Here is a 15,282-nt window from a genome sequence, read left to right as displayed (position 1 = left end):
TGTTGAGGCTGATATTATCGAAAACATTATCGAAAACTAAGTGCAATCTTTCCCCAGTCAGAGAGCAAGACGTCACGTATGCGATCTTTGTCGCCTTCACTACTACAAGCCCACATGTCAGCACAGGTACGGCCTGCGATGTTGGATCCTGTTCCTTTAGCTGTATCAGGTTGGCTGTTATTTAATCGAAGAATTTCATCATCAAAGAACTGGGTATAGTCAGGCGCGGTTACCGTGATGGTTTCCATCTCTCCAACTGGGGCATTACTGCCGGGTTTGTTGCTGGCTTGTGCGTCTAGCAGGGCATAGAGCGTCGGCAGGGCGAGCGTTTGACCTTGTTCGGACGCTTTAAGTTGCTTGGCAAATTTTTGCGCCTCTTGGTTGTTAAACTCATAGGCCTTGGCTAGCCAGTGATCGGCCTCAGCAAGGTCTTGTTTAACGAGTTCGTTTCCAAGATAAATTTTACCCAGAACGAAGGCGCTGGGAGAGAAACCGACTTTACTGCTGCGTTTGAGCAGTGTGATGCCTTTGTCTATATCTCTATCTTTTGTATCTTGAAGATACATGATCCCGGCCTTGTACTGGGCCGTGGTATTGCCAAACTTGGCTGCACGCCTAAACCACTTGAAGGCCTGTTTCATATCTTTCTCTGTGCCATAGCCTGCATAGTAGAGTTCACCTAGGGTGGCCATGGCATCCGAATGGCCTCGCTTGGTCAAAATGGTATAGGCTTTGAAATACTCCTGACATTCAGCCGTGTCACATTCGGGGAGCCCGGCGGCAAAACCTTGCGAGGTAACCGCTAATAGGCTCAGTCCAACTGAGAGTGCTTTGAGTCTCTTCTTCATCATCTCGTCCTTTGATAGTGCTGACAAACTCCAACCCTTTTAGCCTGATAGGCTATAAGTACCACTCGTTGAAATGAAATTACCTAACATCTAAGGCCAATGCGAAATTGCCCCAATCCGATAATTGTAGATCTCGAATATGTTGGCTGTCGCCCTCGCTACTACAGGCCCAGATATCTAAGCAGGTTCGTCCAGCGATGCTGGAGCCGGTACCCTTTGTCGTGTCGGGACGGCTCTGGTTAAGCAGAGCTATCTCCTCATCGAAATAGGCGGCATAGTCAGGGGCCTCAACCAGTATTATCTCCATCTCTTCCAAAGATGATTTACTGTCGGCCGCGACGGGCTTTTCGGCATCGACAAGTGCAAACAGTTTAGGCAGCGGGAGCTTGGCGGTATCGGGCGATTCTCTGAGGGTTTTGGCAAATTTCATTGCCTCTAAGTTGTTAAGCTTATAAGCGAGCGTCAGCCACCTGTCCGTTGCGGCAAGATCTCTTGGGATCAGTTTGTCTTGCAGGTAGATCTTGCCTAAGGCTAGCGCGCTTGGTGAAAACGTCGCTTTGGCGCTACGTTTTAGCAAAGCGATCCCTTTGTCGATATCTTGGTATGCAGAGGTTTGCAAGTACATGATCCCGGCTTTATATTGCGCTGTGGTGTGGCCAAACTTGGCGGCGCGTCTAAACCACTTAAAGGCCTTATCGAGATCTTTTTCCGTGCCATAGCCCGAGTAGTAGAGTTCACCAAGCGTCGCCATTGCGCTCGAATGACCCCGTTTGGTCAAGATAGTATAGGCGTCAAAATAGGCCTCGCATTCTGCCGTTTTACAAGGGGCTAACTGAGTTGCATTGCAAAGAGGGGCTATCGCGACCAAAGCTGCTACGAACAAAAGCTTATTCACGATTCGCTGCATGCCGATATCCTTTAGTAAAATGTTAATAACTATTACTATCAGTAACTAATGGAGAGTGCCATAGTACTAAAGTGCTAATGTTTGGTGATCTCTTAGTCCTCTCCCGGCATGGCTAAGAGCGGGCTCGATTTAGGAATTTTTAATCTATTCAGAACAAGGTCAGATATTTAGCCTGTTGGCATTAAGTGGCTCAAGTTGTCTGGTAGGAAGGGCAGGATTGGCAAGGGGGAGTGATGGACAAGCTTGATGCGATCGTTATCGGTGCCGGTGTGGTTGGGCTCGCGGTGGCGGCTAGCTTGAGTCGGCGTTTTGGTAATGTGCTGATTATAGATCGCGCCGAGACAATAGGCACTGGCATCAGCAGTCGCAACAGTGAGGTGATCCACGCAGGGATCTACTACCCGACTGGGAGTCTCAAGGCGCAGCTTTGCGTTGAGGGTAAACAGCAGCTATATGCCTATTGTCGTCGCCGGGATGTCGCCGTGAATCCACTGGGTAAGCTGATAGTGGCGACTCCGGCCGAGCAGGAGGCGAAGCTTGACGCCTTGCTGGTAAACGCTCGGGCCAATGGGGTCGATGATCTTGTCCCCCTTGGTCGCCGGCAACTGCTGACGCTCGAGCCGGCGCTCAAGGCATCTGCCGGGTTGCTCTCTCCCTCTACCGGTATTGTCGACAGTCATGGCTTGATGTTGAGTCTGCTGGCCGAGGCGGAGGATCATGGCACGATATTCTGCCCCCATACCGAGTTTATCACCGCCCAGGCCGATGCGAATGGCTTTAGGGTGGAGCTGATGCAGCAAGGGGAGCGGGTGAGTCTGGATACCAGCTACCTGATCAACTGCGCCGGTCTATATGCCACAGAGGTGGCGACTCGTATTGAGGGGGTGGCAGAGTCGCTCATTCCACAGCTTTATTGGTGCAAGGGACATTACTTCGCCTATCAGGGCAAGAGCCCGTTTTCGCATCTCATCTATCCCGTGCCCGAGCCTGGGCTGAAAGGCTTAGGGATCCACGCGACCTTAGATCTCGGCGGTCAGCTTAAGTTTGGCCCGGATACCCAGTACCTGACGCCCGACTCCCAGGAAGATTATCGGGTGCCAGAAGCGCTGCGCCAGCGTTTTTATCAGGCGATTTCGCGTTATTATCCTGGCTTAGATATCGATCGTTTGGTTCCGGATTACGCCGGGATCCGCCCTAAGCTGCAAGGGCCAGATGACACCGAGGTGGCTGATTTCTTGATTCAGGGGGAGGGGCAGCATGGCATACCAGGCTTGGTGATTCTGCTGGGAATCGAATCCCCCGGATTAACGGCGAGTCTGGCCATTGCCGAGCAGGTCTCTCGGCAGTTAGGGACGCCATAAAAAAAGGAGCCGAGAGGCTCCTTTTCTGAGTTCGTGCGCTTTAATCGCGCCAGGGACGGGCGTTAGCCGTTGTCTCTGTTGCCCTTGCGGTGTGACTTGCGCTCACCCACAGGCTTGCGACGACGCGGTGCACGGTTGTCATCGCTGGCGTTGACGATTTCGCTGCCCGCTTCGCGGATGTTTAGCGGCTTGCCACATACGCGCACCTTCTTCAGGTGTTGCAGGACATCCTTTGGCATGCCTTCTGGCAGGTCGATCGAGGTGATCTGATCGAACAGTTGGATCTGACCTATGTAACGGCTGTCGATGTTGGCTTCGTTGGCAACGGCGCCGACGATGTTGCCCACGCCCACACCATGGTCACGACCCACGTCTAGCACGTAGCGGCACATCTTGACGTCTGGATGATCTTTCAGCGTATCTGCCTGGCCCAGGTTTGCCGGGGTCGGACGCGATTCGCGGCGGCCACGAGGAGCACGATCTGAGCGGTCGCCACGGTCACGCGAGTTGCGCTCGTCACGGCTATCGCGCTGACGCTCCTGGATAGGAGGCAGTTGCAGAGGACGCTCCTGCTGAACCATGTTCAACAGCGCGGCCGCAAGCACTTCTGTGTCCACTTCCAGTTGCTGACACAGCTGGGCGACGGCGCCATGCATGAAGTCCAGCGACTCGTTGTCTATGGTGTTCGAAACCTGCTCACCCAGACGCGACAGACGACGCTCGGCCACTGTCTCAGGGCTTGGCACGTTCATCGGCGAGATACGGCTCTTGGTCGCACGCTCAATGGTGCGCAGCATGCGCATCTCTCTGTGGGTGACGAACAGAATCGCCATACCGGTACGACCGGCGCGGCCGGTACGACCGATACGGTGTACGTAGGCTTCGGTGTCGTAGGGGATATCATAGTTGATCACGTGACCGATACGCTCAACGTCCAGACCTCGGGCGGCCACGTCGGTGGCGATCAGGATATCCAGCTTGCCACGCTTAAGCTGATCGACGGCGCGCTCACGGGCCTGTTGGTTCATGTCGCCATGCAGTGGCGATGAGGCATAACCACGGGCTTCAAGCTTCTCGGCCAGCTCAACACAAGAGTTACGGGTACGTACGAAGATGATGATACCTTCGGTGTTTTCCACTTCCAGTACGCGTACCAGAGCCTCGAGTTTGTTGTGCTGAGACACCTGCACGAAACGCTGCTCGATAGACTCAACCGTGGTGTGGCTGGCGGCGATGCTGATGTGTTCCGGCGTTTGCAGGTACTTGTTGGCGACGCGCTTGATCTGCTCAGGCATGGTGGCCGAGAAGAGTGCCAGTTGACGCTCCTGTGGCGTGTGCTCCAGGATCCATTCGATGTCGTCGATAAAGCCCATCTTGAGCATTTCGTCGGCCTCATCGAGTACCAAGGCGTTGAGTGTCTCTAGCTTAAGGGTGCCACGACGCATATGGTCCATGACACGGCCAGGTGTACCCACGACGATCTGTGGGCCACGACGCAGGGCGTTAAGCTGTTGATGCATGCTCTGACCGCCGTAGATAGGCAGTACGTGCAGGCCTTTCATAAATTTGGAGTAGCTACCGAAGGCTTCGGCAACCTGTACCGCCAGTTCGCGGGTCGGCGCCAGTACCAGAATTTGTGGCACGTTGCGGTTAGGATCGATAGCGTTGAGCAGGGGCAGGGCAAAGGCACCGGTTTTACCCGTACCGGTTTGCGCCTGGCCTAGAATATCTTTACCCGCCATGAGGGGGTCGATACTGGCGGCCTGGATCGGCGTAGGTTTTTCGTAACCTAGCTCGTCGAGAGCACGCAACAAAGGCTCGGACAGGCCGAGTTCGCGGAAAGTTTTTTCACTGGATGACATGGGTTGTAGCCTTGTGGTGTAACTAAAGTGCAGAGACTGCACCAAAAGATGTAAAAGACAGAAAATCAACCCCGTGTCGACTTCCCGCACCGAAAACGAATCAGTAAGCCGGTTATTATAACAGTAAGCCAGAGATCTTTCCACCGCCTGGCATAATTTTCGCAGTAAACTCAGGTGTCGTTAATTTAACCATTTAGTTAACAGTGAGTTACATTTTTCAAAAATACAGAAATCCCTGTGTTTTGTATTAGTTATTCAAGAGATAAGTGTCAATTATTAACAGTTTATAGGCAGTTTCCGTAACAGCGGCCAGAAAATTAACATCTATCTTACTCGCCTCGTCACTGGGTTGGTGGTAATCCTTGTGGGGCGGCACACCGAAGTAGAGCCAGGGGATGCCTGCCTGATGAAAAGGATAATGATCTGAGGCTCTTAACCAATCGACTTTCTGTATCGTCTTGCCCGCTTCCGGCGGATGATTGGCGCGAATACAAAGATTGACCGTCTGCTCCAGCCGGGCCTTGATCTGCTCGAACTGGCTAAAACCGCGGCGGCCTTCTAGGTAAATACGGCTGTTGCGTGCGGGGCGGCCTATCATGTCGAGATTGACCATCAGCTGGATCTGACTCGGTTTGAGCTTGGCATCCGGCGCCATCAGACCGTCGACAAAGGCCTTGGAACCGTAGAGACCCGGCTCTTCGGCGTCGGTGGCGATAAACATCAGGTTTGCGTCTCTTGGCAGGCGTGCGCTGTGGGTAGCGATCTCTAGCAGACCGGCGACCCCTGAGGCATTGTCGTCGGCGCCGTGATAGAGCTTATAGCCCTGTTTGCCCAAGTGATCATAGTGGGCGACCACCAGACGCCAACTGTCGCTGGGCTCGCTTGCCGGCAATATGCCTATGATGTTGGTGCCGAGGCGGGTGCCGAACTGATAGTCGTACTCAAAGTCGTGATCGAAACGGCCCTGCCAGGGAGTGAGACCCGCCTGATGCATCTGACCAATTATGTAATCTCTGGCCAGGGCGGCGCCGTCTGTGCCTGTCTTGCGCCCGGCGAATTGATCGCTGCTGAGGGTCTCGACGTGGGCGAGGAGCCGTGCTTGGTCGCTCCAGGCGAGCCGGTACTCATCGCCGCAGCGCCTATCGTTCGGGCTCTCGGCGCAGCCTACCAGGCCTAGTGTGAGCAGGCTCAGGGTGAACAGGCCCAGCTTAAGTAGACTTAGCAGTGGTGCGAGCCTTAAGTAGTGCTTATGGACAGGGGCGTAGGGAATTCTCAATGACGGCAATCCTCGGGTCTGAATATTTCTAAGCTACCCCTGTTTGCCGGGGAAAGAAACAAAAAAGCCAGCCTGTCTAGGCTGGCTTCTTAAGGCCGTCAGCTTGAGTTAGCCCTTTAACAGCGGCTTGAGGAAGCGCGCCGTGTGGGAACTTGGATGCTCGGCGACCTGCTCAGGTGTGCCGCTGACCAGTATGGTGCCGCCGCCGGAGCCGCCCTCTGGGCCGAGGTCGACGATCCAGTCCGCCGTCTTGATCACATCCAGGTTATGCTCGATAACCACTATGGTGTTGCCATGGGCCTTGAGGCGATGCAGCACATCCAGCAGCAGCTGAATGTCGGCAAAATGCAGACCCGTGGTAGGCTCATCCAGAATATAGAGGGTCTTGCCGGTATCGCGTTTCGACAGCTCCTTGGCCAGCTTGACCCTTTGAGCCTCACCACCAGAGAGGGTGGTGGCGCTCTGGCCCAGGCCGATGTAGGAGAGACCGACCTCCATCAGGGTCTGCAGCTTGCGGGCGATGGCCGGCACGGCGTCGAAGAACTCGCGCGCCTCCTCGACCGTCATCTCCAGTACCTCGTGGATGTTCTTACCCTTGTAGCGTACCTCCAGGGTCTCGCGGTTATAGCGCTTGCTCTTACAGCTGTCACAGGGCACATACACATCCGGCAGGAAGTGCATCTCCACCTTGATCAGGCCATCGCCCTGGCAGGCCTCACAGCGTCCGCCCTTGACGTTGAAGGAGAATCGCCCCGGCTTGTAGCCACGGGTTCTCGCCTCCTGGGTGGCGGCAAACAGCTCGCGGATCGGGGTAAAGATCCCCGTATAGGTAGCCGGGTTAGAGCGCGGTGTGCGGCCGATGGGGCTCTGGTCGATATCCACCACCTTGTCGCAGTGATCCATGCCAGTGACTTTCTGGTAAGGTGCGGGTTCATCTACCGTGGCGCCGTTGAGCTGGCGATGAGCGATCTTGTAGAAGGTGTCGTTGATCAGGGTCGACTTGCCCGAGCCCGATACCCCAGTGACACAGGTAAACAGGCCGACGGGAATGGTGAGGTCGACCTGCTTGAGGTTGTTGCCCGAGGCGCCGAAGAGTTCGATCACCTTGCTGGCATCGTACTGGGCGCGTTTCTCGCTGATCTGGATCTGCTTCTTACCCGAGATATATTGGCCTGTGACCGACTCGTCGCAGGCGATAATCTCCTTGAGCGGGCCGTCGCAGATCACCTGACCGCCATGCACCCCGGCGCCCGGGCCGATATCGATAATATGATCCGCCATGCGGATGGCATCTTCGTCGTGTTCGACCACGATTACCGTGTTGCCGAGATCCCGCAAGTGGATCAAGGTGTTGAGCAGGCGCTCATTGTCTCGCTGGTGCAGGCCGATGGAGGGTTCATCCAGCACATACATGACGCCAACTAGGCCGGCGCCGATTTGGCTGGCCAGACGGATACGCTGGGCCTCGCCGCCGGAGAGGGTGTCGGCCGAGCGTGACAGGCTCAGATAGTTGAGGCCGACGTTCACCAGGAAGCCGAGGCGATCGCGCACCTCCTTGAGGATCTTCTCGGCGATCTGTGCCCGCTGGCCGGTCAGGCTCAGCTGCTCGAAGTATTCCATCGCCTCGCCGATAGACCACTCAGTGAGTCTCGGCAGGTTGAGGTCTTCGATAAACACATGGCGGGCCTCTTCACGCAGGCGAGAGCCACCACAGCTGCTACAGGCTTGGGTGTTGATATACTTGGCCAGCTCTTCGCGTACCGCGTTTGATTCCGTCTCGCGGTAGCGTCTGTCCATGTTATTGAGGATCCCTTCGAAGGGGTGGTTGCGCACCACCACATCGCCGCGATCGTTAATGTATTTGAACGCTATGCTCTCCTTGCCTGAGCCGTGCAGCACTATGTTGCGTATCTTGGCGCTCAGTTTCTCAAACGGCGCCTCGACATCGAACTTATAGTGCTCCGCCAGCGAGGTGAGCATCTGGAAATAGTAGAAGTTGCGTCTGTCCCAGCCGCGGATCGCGCCGCCAGCCAGTGAGAGTTCGGTATTGGTGATCACCCTGTCGGCATCGAAAAATTGTTGCACGCCCAGGCCATCACAGGTGGGGCATGCACCGGCCGGGTTGTTGAAAGAGAAGATGCGCGGCTCCAGCTCTGCCATGGAGTACCCACAGTGGGTACAGGCAAAGTTGGCCGAGAACAGCAGTTCTTCGCTGTCGCCGTCCATGGAAGCGACGGTGGCGATACCGCCAGAGAGTTCCAGCGCGGTCTCGAAGGATTCTGCCAGACGCTGCTGCAGATCGTCACGCACCTTGAAGCGATCTACCACCACCTCGATGGTGTGCTTTACGTGGAGCTCCAGCGCCGGGGGATCGGACAGATCGCACACCTCGCCGTCGATACGGGCGCGGATAAAGCCCTGGGCCGCCAGGCTGTCCAGCAACTTGACGTGTTCGCCCTTGCGGTCGTTAATCACGGGTGCCAGCAGCATCTGGCGGCTGCCTTCTGGCAGGGTGAGCACCTTGTCGACCATCTGGCTGACGGTCTGCGCCGCCAGTGGTTGGTTGTGGGTCGGACATCTCGGCTCGCCGACGCGGGCAAACAGCAGACGCAGATAGTCGTAGATCTCTGTGATGGTGCCCACTGTAGAGCGCGGGTTATGGGAGGTCGATTTCTGTTCGATTGAGATCGCCGGACTCAGGCCCTCGATATGATCCACATCTGGCTTCTCCATCAGGCTGAGAAACTGGCGCGCATAAGCCGACAAGGATTCGACATAACGACGCTGGCCCTCGGCGTAGAGGGTGTCGAAGGCGAGTGAGGATTTTCCTGAACCCGACAGGCCAGTGATCACAATAAGCTTATCTCTGGGGATCGTCAGGTTGATGTTTTTGAGATTGTGGGTGCGGGCGCCACGAACTTCAATCTTGTCCATCTGTCTCTCTGGTTGTGCCGAAAAAGAGACTGATTATCGCATAAAAATTGAGTTAGGTCATAGAAAAGCCCAGCCTGTGATCTGGCCATGGGGGGAGTGCAATTGCGCATTTTGCTCGCATCTTCAACTTTTCTTTTTGAGCTATTTCTCCGCTTCGTGATAAACTGCGCGACTTATTTATGAATACAGATCAGGGCGAATAATGGCCAATAATGGACTGTCTAAGACTGAGAAAAGAGTCGCGTTTTCACTAGCCAGTGTATTTGGGCTACGCATGATGGGCTTGTTTATGATCATGCCTGTCTTTGCGTTGTACGGACAACACCTTGAGGGATTCTCTCCCCTGTGGGTGGGGATTGCCATCGGGGCCTATGGCCTAACCCAGGCCATCTTGCAGATCCCTATGGGGATCCTATCGGATAGATATGGCCGCAAGCCTATCATTCTTATCGGCCTGGCCCTGTTTGCCCTGGGCAGCCTGCTGGCCGCCTCGGCCGATTCTATCTATGGTGTCGTCGCAGGACGAGCACTGCAGGGGATGGGGGCAATTGCCGCCGCCGTGTTGGCCCTGGCCGCCGACCTGACCCGGGATGAGCAACGCACTAAGGTGATGGCCATCATAGGCATGTGCATCGGCTTCTCCTTCGCGCTCTCTCTGCTGGTGGGGCCGATCGTGGCCGAGCATCTTGGCTTGTCTGGCTTGTTTGCCATGACGGCCGGTCTCGCCCTGTTGGGGATGGTGATAGTGCAGCTGCTGGTGCCTAACCCTATTGGTCAGGCGCCCAAAGGCGATACCGTCGCCGCGCCAGCCAAGCTCAAGGCGATGCTCACCGACCCGCAACTCTTCCGTCTGGATGCGGGGATCTTCATCCTGCATCTGGTGTTAACCGCCGTATTCGTGGCGCTGCCGCTGGATCTGGTCGATGCCGGCCTGGTGAAAGAGAAGCACTGGATGCTCTATTTCCCTGCCTTCGTAGGGGCCTTCTTCCTCATGGTGCCGCTGATCATCATAGGGGTGAAGAAGAAAAACACTAAGGCGACCTTCCAGATCGCCCTGCTTATCATGATCGCCGCCCTGGCCGCCATGGCGCTGTTTGCCAACAGCCTGGTGGTGCTGAGCGTCGCCGTGGTGCTCTTCTTTACCGGTTTCAACTATCTTGAGGCCTCCTTACCTAGCCTGATCGCCAAGTTCTGCCCAGTGGGCGACAAGGGATCGGCCATGGGGGTTTACTCTACCAGTCAGTTCCTCGGCGCCTTCTGTGGAGGCCTGCTGGGTGGCGGCGCCTATCAGCTGCTGGGCGCCGCCGGTGTGTTTGCCGTGGCACTGGGCCTGATGTGCCTGTGGCTGCTGCTGACACTGGGTATGCAAAACCCCGTGCTGTTAAAGAGTTACACCCTGGAAGCCGAGGTCGAAGGTAAAGAGCAGGCCCGCGCCATGGCGACCGAGCTGTCGCAGCTGCCCGGCGTGGCAGAGGCCATTGTGGTGCTTGAGGAGAAGGTCGCTTATTTAAAAGTTGATGAGCATTTCGATTTGAGACAGGCGCGAGCTGTGTTAGGCTCTTCCAATTAACAGATTCGCGGTCGAGTACGGCCGTGCATCTGTACCTAATTTAGATTTATAAGATTATCGCAGGAGATTTCAATGGCCAGTCGTGGTGTCAATAAGGTAATTTTGGTCGGTAACCTGGGGAAAGATCCCGAGGTTCGTTACATGCCAAACGGCAACGCCGTAGCCAACTTTACAGTGGCGACCAGTGAGTCTTGGAAAGACCAGCAAGGTCAGATGCAAGAACGTACAGAGTGGCACAACATTGTAATGTACCGTCGTCTTGCGGAGATCGCCGGTGAGTACCTGAAGAAGGGCTCGAAAGTGTATCTGGAAGGTAAACTGCAGACCAGCAAGTGGCAGGATCAGCAGACCGGACAAGATCGCTACAAGACAGAGATCAACGTTAACGAGATGCAGATGCTGGATAGCCGTGGCCAAGGCCAAGGCGGTCAAGGTGGCCAGCAAGGTTACGGTGCGCCGCAACAGCAAAACCAGTACGCGCCACAGCAATCGGCGCCGGCCGCGCGTCCACAGCAGCCGCAACAATCGGCTCCTCAAGGTGGGTACGGTGCCCAGCAACAGCCACAGCAAGGTTATGGCGCTCAGCCACAGCAGGCTCCAGCCTATGCGCCTAAGCCACAGGCGGCTCCACAACAGCAAGCGCCGCAGCAGCGTCCAGCACCTCAGCCACAGCAGAATTTCACGCCGGATCTGGATGACGGTTGGGACGACGATATCCCATTCTAGGATTTGGTCGACAAATGTTTGCTTAAAACCCTGCCTTGGCAGGGTTTTTCTTTTCTTAGACTCTGCTGCGCCTTGCTTTGCTTAGCGCGCGCCGATTGGCGTCACCCTGTGGGAGTGTTCATTTACCGCCATGCGGTGTAAAATGCGCGCCCAGCCCGTAAAAGGGCGACTGCTAAACTTGGGTTACCTTTATTTATGTCATCTGCCACTATGCCAACTGCTATTAATCGTACTTTCTCTATTGCGCCCATGCTCGATTGGACTGACAGGCACTACCGCTTTTTCGCGCGCCTGATGTCTTCCGAGTTACTGCTCTATACCGAGATGGTGACGACCGGAGCGATCATTCATGGCAAGGGCGACTATCTGGCCTATAACCAGGAGGAGCACCCGCTGGCCCTGCAGCTAGGGGGATCCAATCCTGAGGATTTGGCAAAGTGTGCCAAGTTGGCGGCAGAGCGCGGCTATGATGAGGTCAATCTCAATGTGGGCTGCCCGTCGGATCGCGTGCAGAATGGCCGTTTCGGCGCCTGCCTGATGGCCGAGCCTGATCTGGTGGCTCAGTGTGTGGCGGCGATGAATGAGGTGGTGGATATTCCGGTAACGGTGAAGACCCGCATCGGCATCGACGAGCAAGACAGCTATGAGTTTCTCACCGAGTTTGTCGACAAGGTGAGCGCGGCTGGCTGCGACACCTTTATTATTCATGCCCGTAAGGCCTGGTTGCAGGGGCTGAGTCCCAAGGAGAACCGCGAGATCCCCGAGCTCGACTATGACAGGGTGTATCGCCTCAAGCAGGATTACCCTCAGCTGAGCATCTCCATCAATGGTGGGGTCAAGACACTTGAAGAGTGCGGCGAGCACCTCAAACAGCTAGACGGCGTCATGGTGGGCCGCGAAGCCTACCAGAATCCTTATCTGTTGGCTCAGGTGGATCAGCAGCTGTGCGGCCTGGACAAGCCAGTGCTGAGCAGAGATGCCGTTTTGGAGAATATGATTCCCTATATAGAGAAACATCTAGTGTCCGGTGGCCGCCTGAATCATATTACCCGTCACATGACAGGTTTGTACCAGGGAGAGGCGGGTTCGCGCGCCTGGCGTCGTTATTTGAGCGAGAATGCTCACAAGCCTGGTGCCGGTATCGCCGTAGTGCATGAGGCCAGAGCCAGCATGGAACTCAAATAAAAACATAATATAAACAATGTCTTGATTAAGATTGTTGCACAAAGCCGCTGATAACACAGCGGCTTTTTTTTGTCTAATTTTTAAACTTCTCACCAGAGTTGGCGAAAATTACCAGCCGGTAGTGAAACTCACTATCTTCTTAACCAGCCGCCTCAGTCCTAATGAATGTCTCAGCGGCATTAAATTTTATAAACTCTTATTTATCATGTGTTTATATTGTTTCTATAAAGTTGGCACACCCCTTGTATTGTCATAGATGTCATAAACGAAATGGAAAGGAAGACATCATGAACAAGCTAACTAAAGTATCGCTAATCGCCTCTCTACTTGTAGGTGCTAGCTTCTCTGCCTCGGCAGATGACTTTATCCCAACAGATATCACCGCCAAGCTGGAGCGTCATTTGGCGACTCAGATGCAGGAGATGATGGTGACTGCTCAGCAAGAACTGACACTTTCACTGCAGGCGCAGCTGTCAGAGTCGCTATTCGACACTAACCTTAAGCTGGCAGAAACGGCGACCAAGAGTGAAGAAGCATCGATGAAGAGTGCGATGGTTAAGGAATAACTCTGGTAAAGGAATACCATAGTTTGGGGAATTGTTATGACTTATCTGTTTGAGTTGGCAGCACTGTTACTGCTCCCAGTATTGAGCTTCGCGCTCTGCGCAACCTTAGTCTGTACCTTGAAATGGCATAAGGTGTTATAGCCGGGGCTCATGAATTTGTTGATAGTAAGGACAAGTATTATGAATATCGATGATCTGGTAAGAAGGCTAAAAAATCCTCGCAGCATAGTATGTGGTGTGGCGGCGATGACGGCAGACAAATTTGCCTGGTCTTGCCTATGGACTCGCGTCGTGTGGGCCGTGGCAGCCTTTATGAATCCGGCCTTCGTCTTGTTAGTGTATTTTGTATTGGCACTCGTTCTGCCGAAATGGAAACCAGGCTACTAGCCGTTAGGAATTAAGAGCGTGAAGGGACGTACGAATTTACAAAAAGCGCTGGATATCTTGTTGGCCCTGGGTGTCATCCTTATAGTGGCTGTGGCGCTGATGATGCTGGGACATTACTTTGAAGCGCGTTGGTTTTACATCAGCCTGGAGTCGCCCCAGTGGATCGACATAGGTTTGTGGAGTACGGCGCTGGTCAGTGCCCTGTTATTGATTCTGCTACTCTGGCTCACTCTGGCCTTTAGTTTTGTCGCCCTGGTTTCTTCTGTTTGTGTGCTAAGCGCCATCGCCATGTTGTTTGCCGGCTTTTCGCTGTTTTGGCCGATTCTCCTATTACTGCTGGCGGCTTGGGGCGTAGGCCAGGCTAGCCGGGTCGATTAGCCTGGCTCGATTTCTTTATCTGCTCAGGAAGGCGTTAAACTGCGCCTTGGCCTCATCGCTTTGCAGGCGAATGGCAAACTCTTCCAACTCTTTTTGCATCTGCTCCCTGATGAGCTCGCTGTCACCGCGTATCAAGCGGCGACTGGCTCTGAGTGCCTGAGGTGGCTTCTTCGCCAGCTTGATGCTTTGGCTCAGGGCATGACTCATCAACTCATCGCTTGGCAGCAGATCGTTGATAAGCCCCATCGATAGGGCGCTGTGGGCATCGAAGGCCTCACCGAGCAGCAGCAATTCGCTGGCCTTGGTCTGGCCGACTAGGCGGGGCAGTAGAAGGCTGGCACCGGCCTCGGGCACCAGGGCGAGATTGACGAAAGGTAGCTGAAACTTGGCTGTGTTGTCGGCATATACCAGGTCGCAATGCAGCAGCAGGGTCGTGCCTATGCCGACCGCAGGACCGGCCACGGCGGCGACCAGAGGTTTAGTGAGATCCAGCAGGGTGAACAGGAACCTGACGGTAGGATGATTCGGTCCTAAGTCACTATTTTTTAAAAAGTCGGCAACATCGTTACCCGAGGTGAAACAATCGCCTTCGCCTTTGAGGAGAAAGGCGTTAATTCCGTTGTCTGACTCCCCTTGGATAAGGTATTCTGTGAGCCGAGCATACATCTCAAGGTTAAGCGCATTGCGTTTGTCGGGGCGATTGATCGTGATGATGCGTACGCCCTGCTCATCCTGAAATTGAATGTTACTCATGGGTCAATAATCCTTATTTGGCAGATGGGTTAAAAAGGAGTTTAAGGCATTGAAACAGATTTTCAAACACGCGTTTAATTTTGTCCTGCTATCATGCACTTCATTTTCCGTATTGGCAAACGTCATGTTTGTCGATGGCTATGTCAGGGCCATGCCGCCGAGCGTGCCCAATACTGCCGCCTATTTCACCCTGATGAACCATGGGCCTGAGATCGATCTAGTAGGCGTCGATACAGAGGTAGCCGCCGAGGCGCAGCTACACACCCTGGTGGAAGAAGAGGGTGTAGTGAAGATGCGCCAACTCCCCAAATTTACCCTGGCCAGCCATGCTAACCTGGAGCTCATGCCCTCGGGTAAGCACGTGATGCTGCTAGGATTAAAAAAACCGCTGACGGAAGGACAGGAAGTGGTGTTAAGGCTAAAGTTTAGCGATGGCAGCGAGCAGCAGCTAACGCTGCCGGTGAGCAAGCAAGCGATAGCGACACAAGATGATGGCGAGCACCATCATCACCATTAATGGAGTAAGAGT

General features: G+C 54.6%; 14 protein-coding genes. 8 read left to right on the top strand and 6 right to left on the bottom strand.

The genetic code is table 11. The features are described from left to right. Positions 1-26: 26 nt before the first annotated feature. Together AYI87_RS03980 and AYI87_RS03975 are read right to left on the bottom strand one after the other, a co-directional pair. The gene (locus AYI87_RS03980) at positions 27-875 is read right to left on the bottom strand and encodes a tetratricopeptide repeat protein (protein WP_260865066.1); all 849 of its coding nucleotides are present in this window, start codon (positions 873-875) and stop codon (positions 27-29) included. 52 nt (positions 876-927) lie between these two features. Next, on the bottom strand, positions 928-1,599 hold the full coding sequence (locus tag AYI87_RS03975) for a tetratricopeptide repeat protein (RefSeq protein WP_260865065.1): 672 nt from the start codon (positions 1,597-1,599) through the stop codon (positions 928-930). Between the two features lie 389 nt (positions 1,600-1,988). Here AYI87_RS03975 and AYI87_RS03970 point away from each other — a divergent pair, with 389 nt between their 5' ends. Further along, on the top strand, positions 1,989-3,116 hold the full coding sequence (locus tag AYI87_RS03970) for an NAD(P)/FAD-dependent oxidoreductase (protein WP_144199804.1): 1,128 nt from the start codon (positions 1,989-1,991) through the stop codon (positions 3,114-3,116). Between the two features lie 62 nt (positions 3,117-3,178). Here the strand turns inward: AYI87_RS03970 and AYI87_RS03965 are convergent, their stop codons facing one another. The 3 genes from AYI87_RS03965 to uvrA form a co-directional block, all read right to left on the bottom strand. Further along, positions 3,179-4,978, bottom strand: a complete 1,800-nt coding sequence (locus tag AYI87_RS03965; RefSeq protein WP_144199802.1) for a DEAD/DEAH box helicase — start codon at positions 4,976-4,978, stop codon at positions 3,179-3,181. 247 nt (positions 4,979-5,225) lie between these two features. Continuing rightward, the gene (locus AYI87_RS03960; RefSeq protein ID WP_144199800.1) at positions 5,226-6,254 is read right to left on the bottom strand and encodes a M28 family peptidase; all 1,029 of its coding nucleotides are present in this window, start codon (positions 6,252-6,254) and stop codon (positions 5,226-5,228) included. A gap of 108 nt (positions 6,255-6,362) precedes the next feature. Continuing rightward, on the bottom strand, positions 6,363-9,188 hold the full coding sequence (uvrA, locus tag AYI87_RS03955) for an excinuclease ABC subunit UvrA (protein WP_144199798.1): 2,826 nt from the start codon (positions 9,186-9,188) through the stop codon (positions 6,363-6,365). 202 nt (positions 9,189-9,390) lie between these two features. On the opposite strand from uvrA, the gene AYI87_RS03950 reads away from it, so the two are divergent. From AYI87_RS03950 to AYI87_RS03925, 6 genes are all read left to right on the top strand, one after another. Continuing rightward, entirely contained in the window at positions 9,391-10,758 is a 1,368-nt protein-coding gene (locus tag AYI87_RS03950) for an MFS transporter (protein ID WP_144199796.1), read from the top strand. 72 nt (positions 10,759-10,830) lie between these two features. Further along, the gene (locus tag AYI87_RS03945; RefSeq protein ID WP_144199794.1) at positions 10,831-11,484 is read left to right on the top strand and encodes a single-stranded DNA-binding protein; all 654 of its coding nucleotides are present in this window, start codon (positions 10,831-10,833) and stop codon (positions 11,482-11,484) included. Positions 11,485-11,679: 195 nt separating this feature from the next. Then, positions 11,680-12,669: a tRNA dihydrouridine(20/20a) synthase DusA gene (gene dusA / locus AYI87_RS03940; protein ID WP_144199792.1), complete on the top strand. Its 990-nt coding sequence runs from the start codon at positions 11,680-11,682 to the stop codon at positions 12,667-12,669. A 287-nt stretch (positions 12,670-12,956) separates the two neighbouring features. Then, positions 12,957-13,235 (top strand): hypothetical protein, encoded by a 279-nt coding sequence (locus AYI87_RS03935; RefSeq protein WP_144199790.1) that lies wholly within the window; start codon positions 12,957-12,959, stop codon positions 13,233-13,235. A 180-nt stretch (positions 13,236-13,415) separates the two neighbouring features. Beyond that, positions 13,416-13,622: a PspC domain-containing protein gene (locus AYI87_RS03930; protein WP_144199788.1), complete on the top strand. Its 207-nt coding sequence runs from the start codon at positions 13,416-13,418 to the stop codon at positions 13,620-13,622. Between the two features lie 18 nt (positions 13,623-13,640). Next, positions 13,641-14,000 (top strand): hypothetical protein, encoded by a 360-nt coding sequence (locus AYI87_RS03925; RefSeq protein WP_144199786.1) that lies wholly within the window; start codon positions 13,641-13,643, stop codon positions 13,998-14,000. Positions 14,001-14,015: 15 nt separating this feature from the next. On the opposite strand, the gene AYI87_RS03920 is transcribed toward AYI87_RS03925, so the two are convergent. Beyond that, positions 14,016-14,753 carry an enoyl-CoA hydratase gene (locus AYI87_RS03920; protein WP_144199784.1) on the bottom strand — a complete coding sequence of 246 codons (738 nt, stop codon included), beginning with the start codon at positions 14,751-14,753 and terminating at the stop codon, positions 14,016-14,018. Positions 14,754-14,802: 49 nt separating this feature from the next. On the opposite strand from AYI87_RS03920, the gene AYI87_RS03915 reads away from it, so the two are divergent. Continuing rightward, a complete protein-coding gene (locus AYI87_RS03915) occupies positions 14,803-15,270 on the top strand; it encodes a copper chaperone PCu(A)C (RefSeq protein WP_144199782.1) in 468 nt (155 codons plus the stop codon). Positions 15,271-15,282 lie beyond the last annotated feature (12 nt).

Origin of the sequence: Shewanella sp. KCT, assembly GCF_007636505.1 — a bacterium.
Lineage (GTDB): Bacteria > Pseudomonadota > Gammaproteobacteria > Enterobacterales > Shewanellaceae > Shewanella > Shewanella halotolerans.
This window is presented reverse-complemented; position numbering and strand designations above follow the sequence as displayed.

What these genes read in the sequence shown, in the direction of transcription:
- AYI87_RS03975 (WP_260865065.1), bottom strand. Translation starts at nt 1,599, where the DNA reads ATGGCGACGCTTGGTGAACTCTACTACTCGGGCTATGGCACGGAAAAA.
- AYI87_RS03970 (WP_144199804.1), top strand. Translation starts at nt 1,989, where the DNA reads ATGGACAAGCTTGATGCGATCGTTATCGGTGCCGGTGTGGTTGGGCTC.
- AYI87_RS03965 (WP_144199802.1), bottom strand. Translation starts at nt 4,978, where the DNA reads ATGTCATCCAGTGAAAAAACTTTCCGCGAACTCGGCCTGTCCGAGCCT.
- uvrA (WP_144199798.1), bottom strand. Translation starts at nt 9,188, where the DNA reads ATGGACAAGATTGAAGTTCGTGGCGCCCGCACCCACAATCTCAAAAAC.
- AYI87_RS03950 (WP_144199796.1), top strand. Translation starts at nt 9,391, where the DNA reads ATGGCCAATAATGGACTGTCTAAGACTGAGAAAAGAGTCGCGTTTTCA.
- AYI87_RS03945 (WP_144199794.1), top strand. Translation starts at nt 10,831, where the DNA reads ATGGCCAGTCGTGGTGTCAATAAGGTAATTTTGGTCGGTAACCTGGGG.
- dusA (WP_144199792.1), top strand. Translation starts at nt 11,680, where the DNA reads ATGTCATCTGCCACTATGCCAACTGCTATTAATCGTACTTTCTCTATT.
- AYI87_RS03935 (WP_144199790.1), top strand. Translation starts at nt 12,957, where the DNA reads ATGAACAAGCTAACTAAAGTATCGCTAATCGCCTCTCTACTTGTAGGT.
- AYI87_RS03930 (WP_144199788.1), top strand. Translation starts at nt 13,416, where the DNA reads ATGAATATCGATGATCTGGTAAGAAGGCTAAAAAATCCTCGCAGCATA.
- AYI87_RS03920 (WP_144199784.1), bottom strand. Translation starts at nt 14,753, where the DNA reads ATGAGTAACATTCAATTTCAGGATGAGCAGGGCGTACGCATCATCACG.